General features: G+C 68.5%; 19 protein-coding genes and 1 tRNA gene. 12 read left to right on the plus strand and 8 right to left on the minus strand.

Annotated elements, in window-relative coordinates:
• The first annotated feature begins 21 nt into the window (after positions 1–21).
• Together MHEC_RS01725 and MHEC_RS01730 are read left to right on the plus strand one after the other, a co-directional pair.
• Positions 22–1,224 (plus strand): DNA polymerase III subunit delta', encoded by a 1,203-nt coding sequence (locus tag MHEC_RS01725; protein WP_071700307.1) that lies wholly within the window; start codon positions 22–24, stop codon positions 1,222–1,224.
• A gap of 23 nt (positions 1,225–1,247) precedes the next feature.
• Positions 1,248–1,320: transfer RNA gene (locus MHEC_RS01730), tRNA-Thr, on the plus strand.
• 18 nt (positions 1,321–1,338) lie between these two features.
• On the opposite strand, the gene MHEC_RS01735 is transcribed toward MHEC_RS01730, so the two are convergent.
• Positions 1,339–3,159: a hypothetical protein gene (locus tag MHEC_RS01735; RefSeq protein ID WP_172442196.1), complete on the minus strand. Its 1,821-nt coding sequence runs from the start codon at positions 3,157–3,159 to the stop codon at positions 1,339–1,341.
• Here MHEC_RS01735 and MHEC_RS01740 point away from each other — a divergent pair.
• Entirely contained in the window at positions 3,125–4,069 is a 945-nt protein-coding gene (locus MHEC_RS01740; RefSeq protein WP_048891524.1) for an NAD-dependent epimerase/dehydratase family protein, read from the plus strand. The two genes, MHEC_RS01735 and MHEC_RS01740, sit on opposite strands and share 35 nt — an antisense overlap.
• Here the strand turns inward: MHEC_RS01740 and MHEC_RS01745 are convergent.
• The 3 genes from MHEC_RS01745 to MHEC_RS01755 are packed head-to-tail and all read right to left on the minus strand — an operon-like array spanning position 4,066 to position 6,435.
• Positions 4,066–4,407: a DUF2304 domain-containing protein gene (locus MHEC_RS01745; RefSeq protein WP_048891496.1), complete on the minus strand. Its 342-nt coding sequence runs from the start codon at positions 4,405–4,407 to the stop codon at positions 4,066–4,068. The genes MHEC_RS01740 and MHEC_RS01745 overlap by 4 nt on opposite strands.
• Positions 4,404–5,093, minus strand: coding sequence for a glycosyltransferase family 2 protein (locus MHEC_RS01750; RefSeq protein WP_048891497.1), 690 nt, complete (start codon positions 5,091–5,093; stop codon positions 4,404–4,406). The genes MHEC_RS01745 and MHEC_RS01750 overlap by 4 nt, the downstream gene beginning before the upstream one ends.
• Positions 5,094–5,118: 25 nt before the next feature.
• Positions 5,119–6,435: a hypothetical protein gene (locus MHEC_RS01755; RefSeq protein ID WP_172442199.1), complete on the minus strand. Its 1,317-nt coding sequence runs from the start codon at positions 6,433–6,435 to the stop codon at positions 5,119–5,121.
• A 199-nt stretch (positions 6,436–6,634) separates the two neighbouring features.
• On the opposite strand from MHEC_RS01755, the gene MHEC_RS01760 reads away from it, so the two are divergent.
• Complete coding sequence (locus MHEC_RS01760; protein ID WP_099869467.1) at positions 6,635–7,609, plus strand: TerC family protein; 975 nt, start codon at positions 6,635–6,637, stop codon at positions 7,607–7,609.
• Positions 7,610–7,722: 113 nt separating this feature from the next.
• Here MHEC_RS01760 and MHEC_RS24920 read toward each other — a convergent pair whose 3' ends face one another.
• The 3 genes from MHEC_RS24920 to MHEC_RS01770 all read right to left on the minus strand — a co-directional run bounded on the left by MHEC_RS24920 (position 7,723) and on the right by MHEC_RS01770 (position 9,525).
• Positions 7,723–7,848 (minus strand): hypothetical protein, encoded by a 126-nt coding sequence (locus MHEC_RS24920; protein ID WP_372507343.1) that lies wholly within the window; start codon positions 7,846–7,848, stop codon positions 7,723–7,725.
• A gap of 469 nt (positions 7,849–8,317) precedes the next feature.
• The gene (locus tag MHEC_RS01765) at positions 8,318–9,100 is read right to left on the minus strand and encodes a hypothetical protein (protein ID WP_048891499.1); all 783 of its coding nucleotides are present in this window, start codon (positions 9,098–9,100) and stop codon (positions 8,318–8,320) included.
• Positions 9,097–9,525, minus strand: a complete 429-nt coding sequence (locus tag MHEC_RS01770; protein WP_162838784.1) for a hypothetical protein — start codon at positions 9,523–9,525, stop codon at positions 9,097–9,099. Before MHEC_RS01770 ends, MHEC_RS01765 begins: the two co-directional genes overlap by 4 nt.
• Before the next feature lie 111 nt (positions 9,526–9,636).
• Between MHEC_RS01770 and MHEC_RS01775 the strand changes: the two genes are divergently transcribed.
• From MHEC_RS01775 to MHEC_RS01795, 5 genes are read left to right on the plus strand one after another with little or no spacing between them, the layout of a single operon-like run.
• Positions 9,637–10,188: a hypothetical protein gene (locus MHEC_RS01775; RefSeq protein WP_236591465.1), complete on the plus strand. Its 552-nt coding sequence runs from the start codon at positions 9,637–9,639 to the stop codon at positions 10,186–10,188.
• A 5-nt stretch (positions 10,189–10,193) separates the two neighbouring features.
• Positions 10,194–10,502 carry a PE family protein gene (locus MHEC_RS01780; RefSeq protein WP_048891501.1) on the plus strand — a complete coding sequence of 103 codons (309 nt, stop codon included), beginning with the start codon at positions 10,194–10,196 and terminating at the stop codon, positions 10,500–10,502.
• Positions 10,503–10,504: 2 nt separating this feature from the next.
• Entirely contained in the window at positions 10,505–12,136 is a 1,632-nt protein-coding gene (locus MHEC_RS01785; RefSeq protein ID WP_201399416.1) for a PPE family protein, read from the plus strand.
• A 46-nt stretch (positions 12,137–12,182) separates the two neighbouring features.
• Positions 12,183–12,476, plus strand: coding sequence for a type VII secretion system protein EsxG (gene esxG / locus MHEC_RS01790; RefSeq protein ID WP_048893952.1), 294 nt, complete (start codon positions 12,183–12,185; stop codon positions 12,474–12,476).
• A 31-nt stretch (positions 12,477–12,507) separates the two neighbouring features.
• Positions 12,508–12,798, plus strand: a complete 291-nt coding sequence (locus MHEC_RS01795) for a WXG100 family type VII secretion target (protein ID WP_099868935.1) — start codon at positions 12,508–12,510, stop codon at positions 12,796–12,798.
• A gap of 14 nt (positions 12,799–12,812) precedes the next feature.
• Here MHEC_RS01795 and MHEC_RS01800 read toward each other — a convergent pair whose 3' ends face one another.
• Positions 12,813–13,301 (minus strand): inorganic diphosphatase, encoded by a 489-nt coding sequence (locus MHEC_RS01800; protein ID WP_048893630.1) that lies wholly within the window; start codon positions 13,299–13,301, stop codon positions 12,813–12,815.
• Positions 13,302–13,462: 161 nt separating this feature from the next.
• On the opposite strand from MHEC_RS01800, the gene dacB reads away from it, so the two are divergent.
• The 3 genes from dacB to tilS are packed head-to-tail and all read left to right on the plus strand — an operon-like array spanning position 13,463 to position 16,844.
• Positions 13,463–14,842 carry a D-alanyl-D-alanine carboxypeptidase/D-alanyl-D-alanine endopeptidase gene (gene dacB / locus MHEC_RS01805; protein ID WP_048893629.1) on the plus strand — a complete coding sequence of 460 codons (1,380 nt, stop codon included), beginning with the start codon at positions 13,463–13,465 and terminating at the stop codon, positions 14,840–14,842.
• Positions 14,839–15,894, plus strand: coding sequence for a zinc-dependent metalloprotease (locus MHEC_RS01810; RefSeq protein WP_048893633.1), 1,056 nt, complete (start codon positions 14,839–14,841; stop codon positions 15,892–15,894). The genes dacB and MHEC_RS01810 overlap by 4 nt, the downstream gene beginning before the upstream one ends.
• Positions 15,873–16,844: a tRNA lysidine(34) synthetase TilS gene (gene tilS, locus MHEC_RS01815; RefSeq protein ID WP_048893628.1), complete on the plus strand. Its 972-nt coding sequence runs from the start codon at positions 15,873–15,875 to the stop codon at positions 16,842–16,844. Before MHEC_RS01810 ends, tilS begins: the two co-directional genes overlap by 22 nt.
• Positions 16,845–16,933 lie beyond the last annotated feature (89 nt).

The raw sequence follows: 16,933 nt of genomic DNA on the forward strand, positions 1-16,933 counted from the left end.
TGACCAGTACTGTTTGCGGTGATGCCCGGAGTGTTCGCGCGCTTGGTCGGCCAGCAGGCGGTGGAGGCCGAGTTGGTGGCCGCTGCGCGTGCGGCCCGCGGTGATTCGGCTCACAGCCCGGCGATGTCGCATGCCTGGCTGATCACCGGCCCGCCCGGCTCGGGGCGTTCGGTGGCGGCGCTGAGCTTCGCGGCGGCGCTGCAATGCACCGCCGATGGTGTTCCCGGCTGTGGACAGTGCCGGGCGTGCACGACGACGATGGCCGGTACCCACGCCGACGTGCGGCGTGTGATCCCGGAAGGCTTGTCCATCGGTGTGGACGAGATGCGGGCCATCGTGCAGATCGCCTCGCGGCGCCCCAGCACCGGGCGCTGGCAGATCGTGCTGATCGAAGACGCCGACCGGCTGACCGAAGGGGCGGCCAACGCGCTGCTCAAGGTCGTCGAGGAACCGCCGCCGTCGACCGTGTTCCTGCTGTGCGCGCCGTCGGTGGACCCGGAAGACATCGCGATCACGCTGCGCTCCCGATGCCGCCACGTCGCGCTGGTGACCCCGTCGGCCCCAGCGATCGCCCAGGTGCTGGTCGACGGCGACGGGCTGGACGCCGACACCGCCCACTGGGCGGCCTCGGTCAGCGGCGGGCATGTGGGGCGGGCGCGGAGGCTGGCCACCGATGCGGATGCGCGGCGGCGGCGGCAGCGAGCGCTGGAGCTGGCCCGTGACGCGGCTACCCCGTCACGGGCCTACGCCGCCGCCGAGGAGCTGGTGGCCGCCGCGGAGGCGGAGGCTTACGAGTCGACCGCCGGGCGTGACGAGGCGGAGACCGAGGAGTTGCGGACCGCGCTGGGTGCCGGCGGCACCGGCAAGGGCACCGCGGCCACCTTGCGGGGCGCGACCGGAGCCATCAAAGACCTTGAGCGACGGCAGAAGTCGCGTCAGACGAGGGCGTCACGCGATGCCTTGGACCGCGCGCTGATCGACCTGGCGACCTATTTCCGGGATTCGCTGATGGTGGCCACCGGCGCGCACACGGTGCGCGCCAACCACCCCGACATGGTGGATCGGGCCACCGCGATGGCCGCACATGCCTCCCCGGAGCGGCTGTTGCGCTGCATCGAAGCGGTGCTGCAGTGCCGCGAAGCGCTGGCTGTCAACGTCAAACCCAAGTTCGCCGTCGACGCGATGGTCGCCACCATTGGCCAGGCACTGCGCTTGGACCGGTAGACTCATGCCGCCCGGCAGGGCATGCCACCTTAGCTCAGTCGGTAGAGCGGCTCACTCGTAATGAGCAGGTCAACGGTTCGATTCCGTTAGGTGGCTCCGTCACGGCGGCTGGGATTACCCCGGCATCAGATAGCCCACGGGGCCGGCAGCGATGCACACGGCCAGCGCGGCGGTGTCGGCCCGCGCGGTGATCGCCTCACCCGCGCCGGGAAGCCGCACGTACACGTGGTTGAGGCCCGGATGCACCGGAACCTTGACCGTGGGGCCTTCGGTCAGCGACAGCGTGAGTGAGCCGTCGCTGTTGGCCAGGTAGTTGATCTCGGTGGTCCAGTCCGCGGGCAGCAGCGGCCCGTCGAGCACCAGCCGCGCCGGCCGGTCCGGCTGCGCAAAGTATCCGCATTGCGGCAACGGTCCCGGCAGGATCGTGCGCACCCAGGCCACCCGTGCCCCGACCAGCCGTCCCGAGCTGTCGAGCATCCGCAATTGTGTCGTGGTCGAGGCGAATTCAGGTCTATCCGGCAGCAGCGCGAATACGTGGCTGGCCAGGTTCTCCGGCCAGGCCACCCGCTGCAGCACCAACGGGTCGACCTCCTGGTCGAGCAGCGGCACCGAAGACGCCGCGTGGGCGGCGGCTAAACTCTGGCGCGCATGCTGCAAATACGGCTGGGCCGGATTGTCGCGCCAGGACCGCAGGAATGTCGCCGTGGAATACAGGCTGCTGGCCACCAACAGCGTCGCCAAGCCCGCCGTCACGGCCGTGCGCGTCGCCGATGCATCGAGCCGGCGTGAGGACGGTCGATTCGGTGCGCAAAATCCGACCGCGGCCACCAGCGCCAGGACGACGACCAGATCGGGGAAATACCGCAGGGTTTGGGCCAGTTCGAGCGCGGTGAACGGCGACGAGCGCATCAGATAGATCGGCACCTGGCAGGCCACCGCGTAGCCGGCCGCGGCAAGCCAGACCAGCGCGATGCGGTGCTTGCGGAGCAGCGACACCGCCAGCGCCCCGGCCAGCACCAGCCAGCCGAGCGCCCGCACCTGCGGCGGCGGCGTCGCCCACGGCGAGGCCGGCGCCCAGCGGTCCCAGTCCCACGGTCCGCCGGCCAGACCCGGAACGATGCCGTGTGTGATCGAACGGCGCAGCAGGTCACCGGTCATCGTCAGGTCGGTGCTCCACCGTCGCTGGTCCACCACCACCAGATAGACGGCAATCCAGGCACCGGTCAGCGCCAGCGACGCCGTCCACAGCCGAAAACCGGCCCGCCACACCGTCGTCAGCGCGGCCGGGTGACCCTGCACGTGGCACAGCAGCGCGGTGAGCGTGAACGCGACGAACGGGATCACCGCGGCCTTCTCGAAGAACAGCAGGCCACTGAGATACGCCAGCACACCGGTTATCACGTAGCGCTGGTTGCCGGTGCGCACCAACAGAATTGCGTCGGCGCACACCCAGGCCAGTGCGGCCAGCATCGGCAGGCTGTTCAGCGCCGCGGCCCACCACGCGAAACCCGGCACCCCGAGCGGGGTAAACAGCGCGAAGGTCAGCGGGACCAGCAGGACCGGCCGCCAGCCCAGGATCGCGTGCAGCGCGCGCAGCAACGCCAGTGAGGTCAGCAGTTGCAGGACCACCAGGCTGATCGCCGGTCCGATCCAATTCAGCGGCGCCAGCCGGGTGATGGCCCCGGCCACTAGATACGCGGCCGGCATCAGGTGGCCGTCGTGGTCGTCGAACAGGTACGACGGTGACAGCAGATTATGGGTGCCGGCCCGGCCGACGAGAATCAGGTCGTCCCAGTAGAAGTAGCCGCCGAACGCCAGCACCGCGCGGGCCGCCAGCTGGGCTGCGATCAACGCGGCGGCGGCCAGCGCGACCCGCGGAGCCCGTCGGTATGGTGGGCCGGTGCGTGCACTGGTCACCGGGGCAGCCGGTTTCATCGGCTCGACGCTAGTCGACTGCCTGATCGCCGACGGTCACACCGTGGTCGGGCTGGACAACTTCGCCACCGGCCGCGCGACCAACATCGAACATCTGGCCGGCAATCGCGAGTTCCTCTTCGTCGAGGCCGACATCGTCACCGCGGACGTGCACGCCATCCTCGACCAGCATCGCCCGGAGGTGGTGTTCCACCTGGCTGCGCAGATCGACGTGCGGCATTCGGTGGCCAACCCGGAGTTCGACGCCTCGGTCAACGTCGTCGGGACGATCCGGCTTGCCGAGGCGGCGAGGCGCACCGGTGTGCGCAAGATCGTGAACACCTCCTCGGGCGGATCGATTTACGGCACTCCGCCGGTCTACCCGACCAGCGAAGAGGCGCCGACCGACCCGGCGTCGCCATATGCCGCGGGCAAGGTGGCCGCCGAGATCTACCTCAACACGTTTCGGCACCTCTACGGCCTGCAGTGCTCGCATATAGCGCCGGCCAATGTGTATGGGCCGCGCCAGGATCCGCACGGCGAGGCCGGGGTGGTGGCGATCTTCGCCGAGGCACTGCTGTGCGGCAAGCCCACCAAGATCTTTGGCGACGGCGGCAACACCCGCGACTATGTCTACGTCGACGACGTGGTGGATGCTTTCGTCAAAGCGGCCGGACCGGTGGGTGACGGCATGCGTTTCAACATCGGCACCGGAGTGGAAACCTCGGACCGCCAACTGCATTCGGTGGTGGCGGCCGCGGTCGGCGGGCCAGACGAGCCGGAGTTTCGTCCGCCGCGGCTCGGTGACCTGAGGCGCTCCTGCCTCGATATCGGCCTGGCGCAACGGGTTTTGGGCTGGTCGCCGCAGGTCGAATTGGGAGAAGGCGTGCGGCGCACCGTTGATTACTTCCGCCGGCTGCACGCGGTCTAGCGCCGCTCGGGGGCCCGGGCGCCTTCGAGCGCGATGGCGCGGGCCAGCCGGGCGTAGCGCAACTCCAGGTCCTTGAACCGCAAGTAGGTGCTGAGCGTGGTGAAACTGAACGCGATGATCAGTGCGTAGAGCATCAAGTCGGTGCCGCGCGCCACTCCCAGCCAGTGCGCCACCACCGTGGTGTCGTTGGGCCGCAGCACGGCGTAGATTGCCGCGAGCACGAACACGACGTAGCCGACTTTGACCCAGGCCCGCGACTGCGCGCTGCGCCGCGAGCGCAACAGGTAGACCAGCAGCGCAATGATCGAAAAGATCAACAGCACCTGTATCCAGTTCAACGCGGCATCCTTCCACGCAGGAATCCGTCGAAAATGATGTTGACACCGTTGAGCAGCGGCTGCCCCTTGGATTTGGAATAGTCGGTGTAGAGCACCTCGACGGGTTCTTCGGTTACGCGCCAACCGTTTTCGGCGATCAGCATGATGAACTCGGTGGCATGGCTCATCCCGCTCATCGTGATGTCGAGCTTGTCGGCGACTTTCTTGTTGAACACCCGAAGGCCGTTGTTGGTGTCGGTCAACCCGAGTCGGCGACCGCGCGGGCTCACCCACGCCGCGGTGCGCAGCACGATCCGTTTCAGCAGTGGCGGCCGGTTGCCGCCGCGCCGGCCGAAGCGGGTTCCGATGACGATGTCGACGTCACCGGCGGACAGCCGGTCGACCATGGTGACCAGGTCTGTGACGCGATGCTGGCCGTCGCCGTCGAACGTGGCGAAGACCTGCGCGCCGGGCTGACGGCGGGCGTACTCCACGCCGGTCTGGATCGCAGCCCCCTGGCCCAGGTTGACCGGGTGGCGCACCACGTGCGCCCCGGCCCCCAGCGCAATCTCGCCGGTTATGTCGGTGCTGCCGTCGTCGACACATACGACGTGGTCGAAGACCGAGCGAACGTCGGCGATCACCTCGCCGATGACCGTGGCTTCGTTGAAGGCTGGAACGACGATCCAGGCGTCGGGGTAACCCATGTCGATGCCCCAAGCTACACGCCGATCAGCCGCGCGGACGGGCAAGCGCGGCCAGATGTATCGCGATCCCGACCAGCGGACCGCACAACAGCGCGACGACCGTGCGAGTGCCCAGCGGCATCGGTAGCAGCAGCAGCAACGTCGAGGCCAGCGTGGCGCCCACCCAGCCCAGCGCATAAGCCCGATGCAGCGCCGCGGCGACCGCCGCGGCACCCGTCAGCGTCAGCATGGCAATTGCCAGCGCCGCAGCGGTCAGCCAGGCCAGTAGCGCGCTGGCGGCGTGGTAGCCGGGTCCGAACCCGGCCCGCAACAACCATGGGCCCACCAGCGCAGCGGCCACCACCCCGACCGCGCCGATCGCCCCCACGACCGCCGCCGGGCCGATCAGCGCCCGCAGCCGGTCGGTGCGCTCGTCGACGAAATGCGCGATCAGGTTGCCCTGCATCGCGGTCAGCGGAACCAGCAGCGGTGCCCGGGTCAAGGTCACCGCCAAGATGACCACCCCGCCTTCGGCGCCCAGCTCGGCCGAGGTCGCCTTCAGCAGCACCGGGAACCCCATCACCAGGATGGCGCTGGCGCCGGCGGCGGTGATCGAGTGGCCCACCCCGCGCAGGAAGGCGGCGGTGCTTACGGGTGTCAGCAGCCGGGCCGCCGCCCGCGTGGCCGGCGAGGCGATCAGCACGATCAGCCACGCCGTCGCCCCCGCGACCGTGGCCCACAAGTATCCCCGCAGTCCCCAGCCGATGACGAAGGTCGTGAGCGCGACCGCGACCCGGATGGTGGCGTCGGTCACCATCAGCGCCCCATATTGGCTCCAGCGGTCGGCCCCGGCCAGCACGCCCAGCAGCGTTGCATGGACGCAAAAACTGGCCAGACCCACGCTGAGCAGCCCCACGGAAAGCCAGCGGGCATCGACGAAGACCTGCCGGCTCCACAGTGTCGAGCTGCCCGCGATCACCACAGCCGCCGCCACCCCGACCAAGGCGGCTACCCGCAGTGGATGCGTGCGGCCGTCCGGCAGCATGTCGGTGTAGCGCGCCGTACGGACCTCCCGGGTGGTCTCCTGCAGAAGCCCGTTCGCGGCGCCGGTGGCCAAGCCGAACGCGCCCCAGAACACCCCGAACACCGAAAACCCGGCTGGCGCCAAATCACGCGCGGCCAGGTAGATCACCGCGTAGCCGCACAAGGCCGTCAGAACGGTCGCCGTGCCGACGCGGGCCACGCTGCCGCGTGTGATCGGCCCGGTGGATGCTCCTTCGAAAGCAGCCGACGCGGACGCACCGCCGACCTCGGTCACAGCGACGACCGCTGCCCAGCGGGCAGCTCCGGTATCGGCACAGATTGAAAATACTAAGAGCCGGTCCCCAGCCCGACAGCTTCCGTTAACCCTGGTCTGCAAGACTACCGGCAAGAGGGGAGTATTCCGGCACCGCGGCGTCGTCATCCCGTCGACCGCCATCGGCCGGCCGGCGTCGCGGACCGTGGGTGCATCTGGCGGTGGAAGAGACCTCTGGCTTTGCGTGAAAAGCGGAGGTCATCCATTGCACGAACCACTGCACGACCTCGAATGGATCGTCGTTTCAGGGTTGGCGATCGCAATCTTGTTGTTCGACGTCGTGGTGATCGCACGCCGGGCGCACCAGCCGACGATGCGGGAATGCGCAATCGCGTTATCGACCTATATCGGGCTCGCGGCGTTGTTCGGGATCTGGGTTTGGCATTTCCAAGGCCAGCAGTTCGGGCTGGAGTTCTTCGCCGGATGGCTCACCGAATACAGTTTGTCGGTTGACAACCTGTTCTTGTTCATCGTCATCATGGCGAGCTTCAATGTTCCCCGGGTGTATCAGCAACAGGCGCTGCTGGTCGGGATTGTGATCGCGCTGATCCTGCGCGGTGTTTTCATCGCGCTTGGCGCGATGGCCATCCGGCAGTTCTCCTGGGTCTTCTATCTCTTTGGCGCGTTTTTGGTGTACATCGCCGCCAAACTGGCCCGCGACCACGGGCGCGACCGCGACGCTAAGAACGTGGTCGTCCGGTTCGCGCGCGGGCGATTACCCACCACCGACACCTGGGACGGCCTGAAGCTCTGCGTCAAACAGGGATCCGACCGGCTGGTGACGCCGATGTTTCTGGTCATCCTCGGGCTGGGAGCCGCCGACCTGGTCTTCGCGCTGGATTCCATTCCGGCGATCTACGGGCTCACCCGCGAACCGTACTTGGTACTCGCGGCCAACGTGTTCGCGTTGATGGGTCTGCGACAGCTGTACTTCCTGCTCGGCGCCCTGCTGGACAGGTTGGTGTATCTGTCCCGCGGACTTGCCGTGATCCTGTTCTTCATCGGGGTGAAGTTGGTGCTGCATGCATTGCGGGAGAACGAGATCCCGTTCATCAACGGCGGCCGCCATGTCGAGGTGCCCGAGATCCCGACCCTGCTTAGCCTCGCGGTCATCGTGGTGACACTCGCGTTCACCGCGCTGGCCAGCCTGCGGGCCACCCGGGTTGTCAACGCCGGCTAGGTCGGTGTCCGCGGGCGATGGGTTCGCCGAGTACCACAGCGAGCGTGATCAGCCCGGGCCGGCCGGCCGCCAACCCGGACAAAGACCCCACCGGGGCGGCGCTCCGACGCCGGCTAACCTTCGATCATCCCCACGATTGCGCGCGCCATCCGCTGTTGTTCGTCGGCGGAGAAATCGCTGTGGCGCCGGCGAATCGCCTCCGCTTCGGCGATCTCGAAAGCGGTGACGTACTCATGCACGGCGTTCCGGTAGTCCAGCTGCGCGTTGCGGTCGTCGAGAATGTCGTCCGGACGCTCCGGGCGCAGCAGGTCGGCGTGCCGCGTGGCCTTGTGGAACGCCGCCGTCAGCGGATTGCAGCATATCGGTCATCATCGGAAAGTCCAGCAGCTCGGCGACGTCGATTTCGTAGTCGAACCACGGGGCGTTGGTCCGGTCGTGCTCGTCGAGGAGTTCGGCAAGCTCGCCGGTAGCTGTCCTTGTTGACTCGCGTCCGCCCGGAGGACTCCGCCATCGCGATCTTGGCCTGCTGCTTCGACCGATACCGTTCCAGCCGTCTTTCGGCCCGGCGCTCATTGGCGGCGGCGATCGCCCTCAAGCCCCCGCCGACCGCACCCCCGAGCGGGAGGACCAGCCACCAGAAATTCGCAGCGAAATGCCACATCGGAGTCACCGATGCCAGGATGCCCACCGGTGCGCGCCGGCCGGTGGTCAGTATTGTCTGACGAGCCAGCGCGGCGCGGTCCGCCATCGCCGGCGACCGCACGGCTGACGCGTGGGCGGTTCGAGCAGCAACACGGCCTGGCCGTCGACAAGCACCGGATGGACCCAGTCGCCAAGCTCGATGGGCTCGCCGGTGCCGGGCCGGCGATCCTGGCTGTCGCGGACCTCGTCGATGGATACCCGCGCGCGCAACTGGTCGACGGTGGCTTCACGGGGCAGTTGCTCCAGCCCGGGCAAGGTGATGAACAGTCCGTCATCGCCCGACAGGTGCAGCCCCACCGCGGCCAGCGCGCCCAGAACGCCGTCCTGGGTGCCCCCGTGTCCGGATAGATGCACGCCGAGTGTTGCGGCGAGTTCACGGGCTTCGTTGGCGTGCAACACTTCCCGCTTTGCCCGGCGGCCGAAGTCGATGACCTGTGACACCGCATGGGTGAGCCGGCCCGGGACGGCGACCGCGAGGCCGGGATCGGCGTCCGGTGGGCAGACCCGCTCCAGGAACCTCGCTGCCACTGCGATGACATCCCGCTTCACCTGTTCCGGGTTGCCGTCGCGGCTGCGCCAGGCCAGGCAGGCGCTGGAATTGTGTGTGGTGTAGGGGATTTGGTCGTCTAACAGAAGCTGGTGGCGGGTGGCTCCGGCCGGCGTCCCGAGGCCCGCGGTCGCCAGTTCGCACAGCAGTGCGCGGGCGCGGCGCCCGGTTCCCGGGCTGCGCAAGTTGTCGGTGTCGTCGATGCCGATGAGCAAATCGACGCCGGCCAGCGCGTGATTCATGGGTTGACGACCAACGCGGTGACGTCGCGGACCCAGCGATCGACACCGAGATGAGAACCGGCGAGCTTGAGCGTGTCGTGTTTGGTGATGGTCAAGATGACTTGGTCGGTGAGCTCGTCTGCGCGCAGTGTTTGGGCGGGGTCGCGTCCTTGTACGCGCACGCTGTTGACGTCGGCGGCCCCGGCAACGTCAAGGACGGTGCGCACGGTGGGTCCTTTTTGGACGTGGGCGCCTCGCGACTGCGGGGTAACGATCTCGGCCTGCGGAAGAGTTTGCAGCCGCTGCAGCGTCAGCCGGGCGAGCTCCCTGCCGGTCTGCTGCACGACGAGGTCGCCGCCGTGGCGAGCGTCGATTGCGGTGGCACACGCGCCGAGGGCGAGCACCGCCGCAACCGGCCCGAGCAGTCCGCTGACAGTTATCCGCACTTACATAACGTATAGCCCACGAAACTACGCATTCAAGTTTGTTATTCCCCAATCATTGCGCGGATGAGGTTATGATCGGGCATGCTTTCGGCCTGCCGATCGCCCACGAGTGTGCTGCCGCGCTCGGCGGGCCGCGACACGACCGGATTGCTGTTTGCCCGTGAGGTCGCCATTCCCGCGATGTCGGTTGCCGCGATTGTCGGCTCCGCTGATATCAGGATTCCGATCGGGTTGCCCGGGCATCGGGCACTGATCTGGCTGAGCTTGCTGGTGGCGGTTGCTCTGGTGACGCGCCGGCGAGACACGGTTATCGCGGTCGGGGCCGCCTGCACGGCGGCGACGGTGATGCTTCATGCCGGGCCATCGCCGAGTGTCCGCTATCTCGCGGCCGCAGCCATGCTCTACGCGGTGGCTGGAGCACCCGCGGTGCAACGGCGGCCCTGGCTCGTGGTGATCGCAGCCGCACCGATCCACCTTGTCGCGATGGCGGATCCGGTCGCTGCTGTGATCCGTGGCGGTCACCTGGCCGGGATCTTGTCAGTCGGGATGGGCGAAAAGCTGCAGTGGCACTTGGTATTCGGGTTGGCGGCCGGGCTGCTGGGCTGGGGGTTGGCCCGCGGCATCGGGCGCCTTCCGCGATTCGGTGAGGTTGGGAAGGAGTAGCTGTCATGACGTTGCGAGTGATTCCCGAGGGTCTGGCCGCGACCAGCGCCGCGGTCGAGGCGATCACCGCCCAGCTGGCGGCTGCGCATGCCGGTGCAGCGCCGGTTATCACCGCGGTGGTGCCGCCGGCGGCCGATCCGGTTTCGGTGCAAGCCGCCGCGACGTTGAGTGCGCGGGGCAGCCAGCATACGGCCGCGGCGGCCAAGGGCGTCGAGGTGTTGGGTCGTGCCGGAGTGGGGGTGGCCGCGGCCGGATCGAGTTACGCGGCCGGTGATGCCGCGGCGGCTTCGACGTATTGGGTGACCGGCGGCTGACAATGATTGCGCCGGTGTGGATGGCGTTTCCGCCCGAGGTGCATTCGTCGTTGCTGAGCAGTGGTCCCGGTCCGGGGCCGCTGCTGGCCGCCGCGGCCACGTGGAGTTCGCTGAGCATCGAATATGATGCTGCGGCAACCGAACTGACCGCGGTGTTGTCCGGTGCGCAGGCGGTGTGGCAGGGGTCTACCGCCGACCGATACGTGGCGGCGCACCTGCCGTATCTGGCCTGGCTGCGGTTGGCCAGCGCGGTCAGTGCCGAAACGGCTGCCCAGCATGAGACCGTGGCCGCGGCCTACACCACCGCGTTGGCCGCGATGCCGACCATGGCCGAGTTGACTGCCAACCACGCCATACATGCAGCACTGGTCGCGACGAATTTCCTTGGCATCAATACAATTCCGATCGCACTGAACGAGGCCGACTACGCGCGAATGTGGACTCAGGCCGCCACCACCATGAGCACCTATCACGCGACCGCCGAGGCGGCCAGCAGCGGCAGCGGCGCGGGCGCCGGAGCGGGAAGTGGCGCAGGGGCGGGCGCCGGAGCCGGCAGCGGCGCGGGGGCCGGAGCCGGAAGCGGTGGGGGCGCGGGCAGCGGGGCCGGTGGGGGTGGCGGGGGCGGCGGTGGCGGCGGAACGGGCTCGTTCCAGTTGCCGACACCGGACGAGATTTGGCAGATGCTCTTCGGCCCGGACGGGGAGCAGATCCCCGGCCAGGGTCAGCCGAATTGGAGCCCCGAGCAGTACTTGCAAAACTTGCCGAACTTCTTCAACGGCAATGCCCAAGCTCTGGCCTGGCTGCAACAAAACTGGCAGGGCTTGCTGAACCCGTCCCAGGCCCCGGCGCTGATTTCCTACTTCATCGCGTGGCAGACCTACCGGATCGTCAACTGGACGCTGCGAACGCTGCGGTTTCTCATTCAAGAGCTTCCGCTGCTGGTGTCGGTGGGCTTGAACCTGGCGATTGTCAACCTCGGCGGCGTAACCGCTCTGGCCAGTCCTGCTGGCCTGGCCGGATTGGCCGCGCTGACGCAGCCGGTGGGCGCGGTGGCCGCGCCGCTCCCGCAGCCGGCCGCCACGGGTGCGCAGCCGGTGGTGGCGGCGCCCGTCACCGCACCGACGCCGAGCGTCCCGACGAGCCCGGTGACACCCACCGCCCCCGCAGCATCGGCCGCGACAACCGCTTCCCTATCCGCCGCGCCCCCACCGCCTCCACCCGCGCCGCCGACCCCGGTGACCGGCGCTGAAGGCTTCGGTTACCTGGTGGGCGGCATCGGTCTTGGTCAGGAGTCGGCACTGGCCGGCCGAAGCAGAGCCACGCGGCCGGCCCCCGAGACCGCTGCCGTGGCAGCCGCACCGTCCGCGCCGAGTCAGCAGCAGGCGCGGGTGCGGCGGCGTCCCGGAACGATCATCGATCGCGGCTATCGCTATGAATACCTGGAAATCGACGACGAATCCGCCGTTTCGGCGGTGGCTTCTGAGTCCGGCGCCGGATCGTTTGGCTTCGCGGGGACGGTGGGTCAAAGGCCTGCCACCGCGTCGGGGTTGGCGACGCTGGCCGGTGACGAGTTCGGTGAGGGGCCGACCATGCCGATGCTGCCGGGCAGCTGGGAGCGGGAGCAGGACGGCTAGCGACACCCCAACGGTCGCAGCCGATTTGAGTGAAAGGTGATGTGTGATGAGTTTGTTGGATGCTCATATTCCGCAGTTGGTGGCCGCGCAGTCGGCGTTTGGTGCCAAGGCGGCGTTGATGCGCTCGACGATCGGGCAGGCCGAGCAGGAGGCGTTGTCGGCGCAGGCGTTTCACCAGGGGGAGTCGGCGGCGGCGTTTCAGGCCGCCCATGCCCGGTTTGTGGCGGTGGCGGCCAAGATCAACACGCTGCTGGATATCGCGCAGGCCAATCTGGGTGAGGCGGCGGGCACCTACACCGCCGCCGATGCCGCGGCCGCGTCCACCTACACCGGGTTCTGAGCGGTCAAGGTTTGAAGCGAAAGGGGTTGTGATGTCGCAGATCATGTACAACTACCCGGCCATGCTGGCGCATGCTGCCGATATGGCCGGTTATGCGGGGACCCTGCAGGCGCTGGGGTCGGATATCGCCAGTGAGCAGGCGGCGTTGTCGTCGGCCTGGCAGGGCGATACCGGGATGACCTATCAGGCCTGGCAGGCGCAGTGGAATCAGGCGATGGAGCAGCTGGTGCTGGCGTATCGGGCGATGGCCGGCACCCACGAAACCAACACCACCGCCATGCTGGCCCGCGACCAAGCCGAAGCCGCCAAATGGGGCGGCTGACAAGCGATTAGCGTCTAATGCCCACTGGTCTTGAATCGCTCGATTGAGCGCTGCACCTCGGCCTCCGCTTCGGCGCGGTTCACCCAGTCGGCGGTCTTGACGAACTTGCCCGGCTCAAGGGCCTTGTATTGGGAAAAGAAGTGTTTGATCGCATCCAATTCGAACCGGGGGACGTCGTCGATGTCCTTGATGTGATCCCAACGCACATCGCCGGCCGGGACACAAAGGATCTTATCGTCACCGCCGGCTTCGTCGGTCATCCGGAACATCCCGACGGGCCTGGACTTGACCAGCACACCGGGATATACCGGCTCGGGCAGTAACACCATCGCGTCGAGCGGGTCGCCGTCTTCACCCAGGGTGTCGTCGATGAAGCCGTAATCGGTTGGGTAAACCATCGACGTGTACAGGTAACGGTCCAGATAGATCCGTCCTGACTCGTGATCGATCTGGTATTTGTTGCGCTGGCCCTTGGGGATTTCGATGATCACGTCGAACTGCACCGTGCCGGCTCCTTTGCGGGGGTCGCTGATCGTCGGCTGACGTCGCGGGTCGTGGGTCAGGTCAACCCTAGTGCAGCGATACCGAGCACAGAACAGCTGCCAACCCGGCGGTGGTCGGTGAACGGTTCGGCACAATTAAGACAAGAACAGTCAGGAGAGTCATGCGTCCCACTCGGTGGCGGCGATCGACCCACGCGATCATCGGGGTCGCCGTGGTGGCGGTGGTTGCTGCCCTGGTGGCGGCGGCGGCGTGGTTGACCTCAGGCGGCCGCGACGCCAAGATGGCACGGACCTCGCCGGAGCCACACACTGTCGCCGCGCCGCCCGCAGTGGTTCCGGTCCCCGCCAGCGCCCCCGCGCCGACCGAAGCGGGGCTGGCCGCGACGCTGGCACCGCAAGCGGCCGACCCGAATCTGGGCCGGTTGGGCGGCCGGATCACCGACGCGATGACCGCCAAGGAGCTCTGGCATCAGCTTGACGACGTGCCGTTGCTGCCGGCGTCGACCAACAAGGTGCTGACCGCGGCCGCCGCGCTGCTGACGCTGGACCGGGAGGCGACGATCACCACCCGGGTGGTTGCCGGCGCCGAGCCCGGGGTGATCGTGCTCGTGGGCGGCGGCGATCCCACCCTGTCGGCGGTGCCGCCCGGCGGGCAAACGTGGTATCACGACGCCGCGCGCATCAGCGATCTCGCCGGCCAGGTTCGCCGCAGTGAGGTGAAGCCGACTGCGGTCAAGGTGGACACCTCGGCGTTCACCGGTCCGAAGACCGCGCCGGGTTGGGACCCGGCCGATATCGACGGTGGGGACGTCGCACCGATCGAGCCGGTGATGCTCGACGGTGGACGTGTTCAGCCGGCGACTCCTGACTCCACCCGCTCGCACACCCCGGCTTTGGATGCCGGGCGCGCCCTGGCCACCGCGCTCGGCGTCGACCCTATGTCGGTGACGTTGGCGACGGCGCCGCCCGGTGCCCGCGAGCTGGCCGCCGTCCGCTCCGCGCCGCTCATCGAGCGGCTGGGCGAGATGATGGACGCCTCCGACAACGTGATGGCCGAATGCATCGCGCGCGAGGTGGCGGCGGCCATGCGTCGGCCGCGCAGCTTCGCCGGCGCCGTCGACGCGGTGACCAGTCGGCTGGCCGCCGCGCAGGTCGACACCTCGGGGGCCGCGCTGGTGGACTCCAGCGGGCTGTCCCTCAATGACCGGTTGACCGCCAAGACACTCGACTCCGTGGTGCAGGCCGCCGCCGGGCCGAACCAGCCGACGCTGCGGCCGCTGCTGGATTTGCTGCCGATCGCCGGCGGTAGCGGCACCTTGTCCAACCGCTTCGTCGATCCGGCTGCCGACGGGATCGCGGCGGGCTGGTTGCGGGCCAAGACTGGCTCGCTGACCGCCGTCAATTCCCTGGCCGGGGTGGTCACCGACGCCAGCGGACGGGTGCTGACGTTCGCGTTCATCTCCAACGACGCCGGCCCGACCGGTCGCTTGGCGATCGACGCCCTGGCCGCGCGGCTGCGCACCTGTGGATGCCTGACATGACCGGATCAGCCGAGCTGACCGTCGGACGGGCTATCGACTGGCGCTTCGCCGCCGACGTGGGTGAACGGCTCGCACGCCCGGGTCCACCGGCGACCGAGTACACCCGCCGCCAAGTGATCGCCGATCTGACCAGCGCGGCAAAGGCGGCCGAACCGCCGGTGCGCGAGGTCACGGGCCTGGACATCGGTGGGCCGGTCCCCGACGCGCGGGTCGTGGACCGGCCGCAGTGGATCCGCGCGGCGGCGGAGTCCATGCGGGTGATGACCGGCGGGACCGACAAGCCGCGCGGCGTTTTCGTCGGGCGGCTCACCGGCGCGCAGACCGGCGCCGTGCTGGCGTTCGTGTCCTCGGGAATTCTCGGCCAGTACGACCCGTTCGCCGCCGGCAACGGGGGCTGCCTGCTGCTGGTCTACCCCAACGTCATCGCGGTCGAGCGTCAACTGCGGGTGCCGCCCGCCGACTTCCGGTTGTGGGTATGCCTGCACGAGGTGACGCACCGGGTGCAGTTCAGCGTCAATCCCTGGCTGTCCGGCTACATGTCGCAGGCGTTGGCCGTGCTGACCCGTGACAGCGGAGACGACGTCAGCCAGGTGCTACGCCGGCTCGCCGACTTTGTCCGCGGTCGCGGCGGCGCCGCCGATGCGAACCCGGACGGCAACTCGCCGGGAATCCTGGGCCTGCTGCGCGCCGTGCAGTCCGAGCCGCAACAGCAGGCGCTCGATCAACTGCTGGTGCTCGGCACCCTGCTCGAGGGCCACGCCGATCATGTGATGGATGCCGTCGGGCCGATGGTGGTGCCGTCGGTCGACACCATCCGCCGACGGTTCGATGAGCGTCGCCACCGCAGGCAGCCCCCGCTGCAGCGGCTGCTGCGTGCATTACTGGGCATCGACACCAAGTTAAAGCAGTACACCCGCGGCAAAGCCTTCGTCGACCAGGTGGTCAGCCGGGTCGGCATGCAACGGTTCAACACGATCTGGTCAGGTCCCGAAACGCTGCCCTTGCCCGCGGAGATCGAACACCCGCAACGATGGATCGACCGAGTCCTGTAGCGCAGCTGACCGCGGCTGTCACGGCGTTCACCGACACCTACCTCACCGGCGTTGAGCGGTGGTGCGTGGGACTGTCCGGCGGCCCCGACTCGCTGGCGCTCACCGCGGCCGCGGCCCGCCTGCGCCCCACCACCGCGCTGATCGTCGACCACGGCCTGCAGGCCGGCTCGGCCCAAGTCGCCGCCACCGCGCAGCGACAGGCCACGTCACTGGGATGCGTTGACGCCCAAGTACTTCGCGTGCAGGTCGGCGCCGACGGCGGCCTGGAAGCGGCCGCCCGCACCGCGCGCTACGAGGCGTTGCAGGCCGCCCGCGGGGACCGTCCGGTGCTGTTGGCGCACACGCTCGACGACCAAGCCGAAACGGTGCTGCTCGGGCTGGGCCGCGGTTCAGGTGCCCGCTCGATCGCGGGGATGCGCCCGCATGATCCGCCGTGGTGTCGGCCGCTGCTGGGCGTGCGACGCGCCGTGACCCACGCCGCCTGCGACGAGCTGGGCTTGGCCGCATGGCACGATCCGCACAACACCGATCGCCGGTTCACCCGGACCCGGCTGCGCCAGGAGGTGCTGCCGCTGCTTGAAGAGGTCCTCGGCGGCGGGGTCGCCGAAGCGCTGGCACGCACCGCGACGGCGTTGCGAGAGGACAGCGAGCTCATCGACACCCTTGCCGGACAGGCGCTGGCGGCCGCCGCCGTCGGCGACGGCCTCGACACTGCGGCGCTGGCCTCGCTGCCCGACCCGATTCGCCGGCGGGTGATCCGCCGCTGGCTGCTGGCCGGTGGCGCTATTGGATTGACCGACAAGCAGATTCGTGGGATCGATACCCTGGTCACCGCGTGGCGCGGTCAGGGTGGGGTGGCCGTGGGATCCGCGCTGCGCGGTCAGCGGTTGGTAGCCGGGCGACGCAACGGGATGTTGATTTTGCGCCGCGAACCCGTGCAACGCAGCTGACGCCTCCCGCTGGCACGTGCGACAACGTGACCGCCCATACCATTTACTCACTGGTGCGGCGAACTATTTCGATGAAATGCATAGTCGAC

Source organism: Mycobacterium heckeshornense (genome assembly GCF_016592155.1).
Taxonomy (GTDB): domain Bacteria; phylum Actinomycetota; class Actinomycetes; order Mycobacteriales; family Mycobacteriaceae; genus Mycobacterium; species Mycobacterium heckeshornense.

Excerpts from the sequence above, each read along its gene's own strand:
- MHEC_RS01725 (WP_071700307.1), top strand. The coding sequence starts at position 22 with ATGCCCGGAGTGTTCGCGCGCTTGGTCGGCCAGCAGGCGGTGGAGGCC.
- MHEC_RS01735 (WP_172442196.1), bottom strand. The coding sequence starts at position 3,159 with ATGAAACCGGCTGCCCCGGTGACCAGTGCACGCACCGGCCCACCATAC.
- MHEC_RS01750 (WP_048891497.1), bottom strand. The coding sequence starts at position 5,093 with ATGGGTTACCCCGACGCCTGGATCGTCGTTCCAGCCTTCAACGAAGCC.
- MHEC_RS01765 (WP_048891499.1), bottom strand. The coding sequence starts at position 9,100 with ATGAATCACGCGCTGGCCGGCGTCGATTTGCTCATCGGCATCGACGAC.
- MHEC_RS01780 (WP_048891501.1), top strand. The coding sequence starts at position 10,194 with ATGACGTTGCGAGTGATTCCCGAGGGTCTGGCCGCGACCAGCGCCGCG.
- MHEC_RS01785 (WP_201399416.1), top strand. The coding sequence starts at position 10,505 with ATGATTGCGCCGGTGTGGATGGCGTTTCCGCCCGAGGTGCATTCGTCG.
- esxG (WP_048893952.1), top strand. The coding sequence starts at position 12,183 with ATGAGTTTGTTGGATGCTCATATTCCGCAGTTGGTGGCCGCGCAGTCG.
- MHEC_RS01795 (WP_099868935.1), top strand. The coding sequence starts at position 12,508 with ATGTCGCAGATCATGTACAACTACCCGGCCATGCTGGCGCATGCTGCC.
- dacB (WP_048893629.1), top strand. The coding sequence starts at position 13,463 with ATGCGTCCCACTCGGTGGCGGCGATCGACCCACGCGATCATCGGGGTC.
- MHEC_RS01810 (WP_048893633.1), top strand. The coding sequence starts at position 14,839 with ATGACCGGATCAGCCGAGCTGACCGTCGGACGGGCTATCGACTGGCGC.
- tilS (WP_048893628.1), top strand. The coding sequence starts at position 15,873 with ATGGATCGACCGAGTCCTGTAGCGCAGCTGACCGCGGCTGTCACGGCG.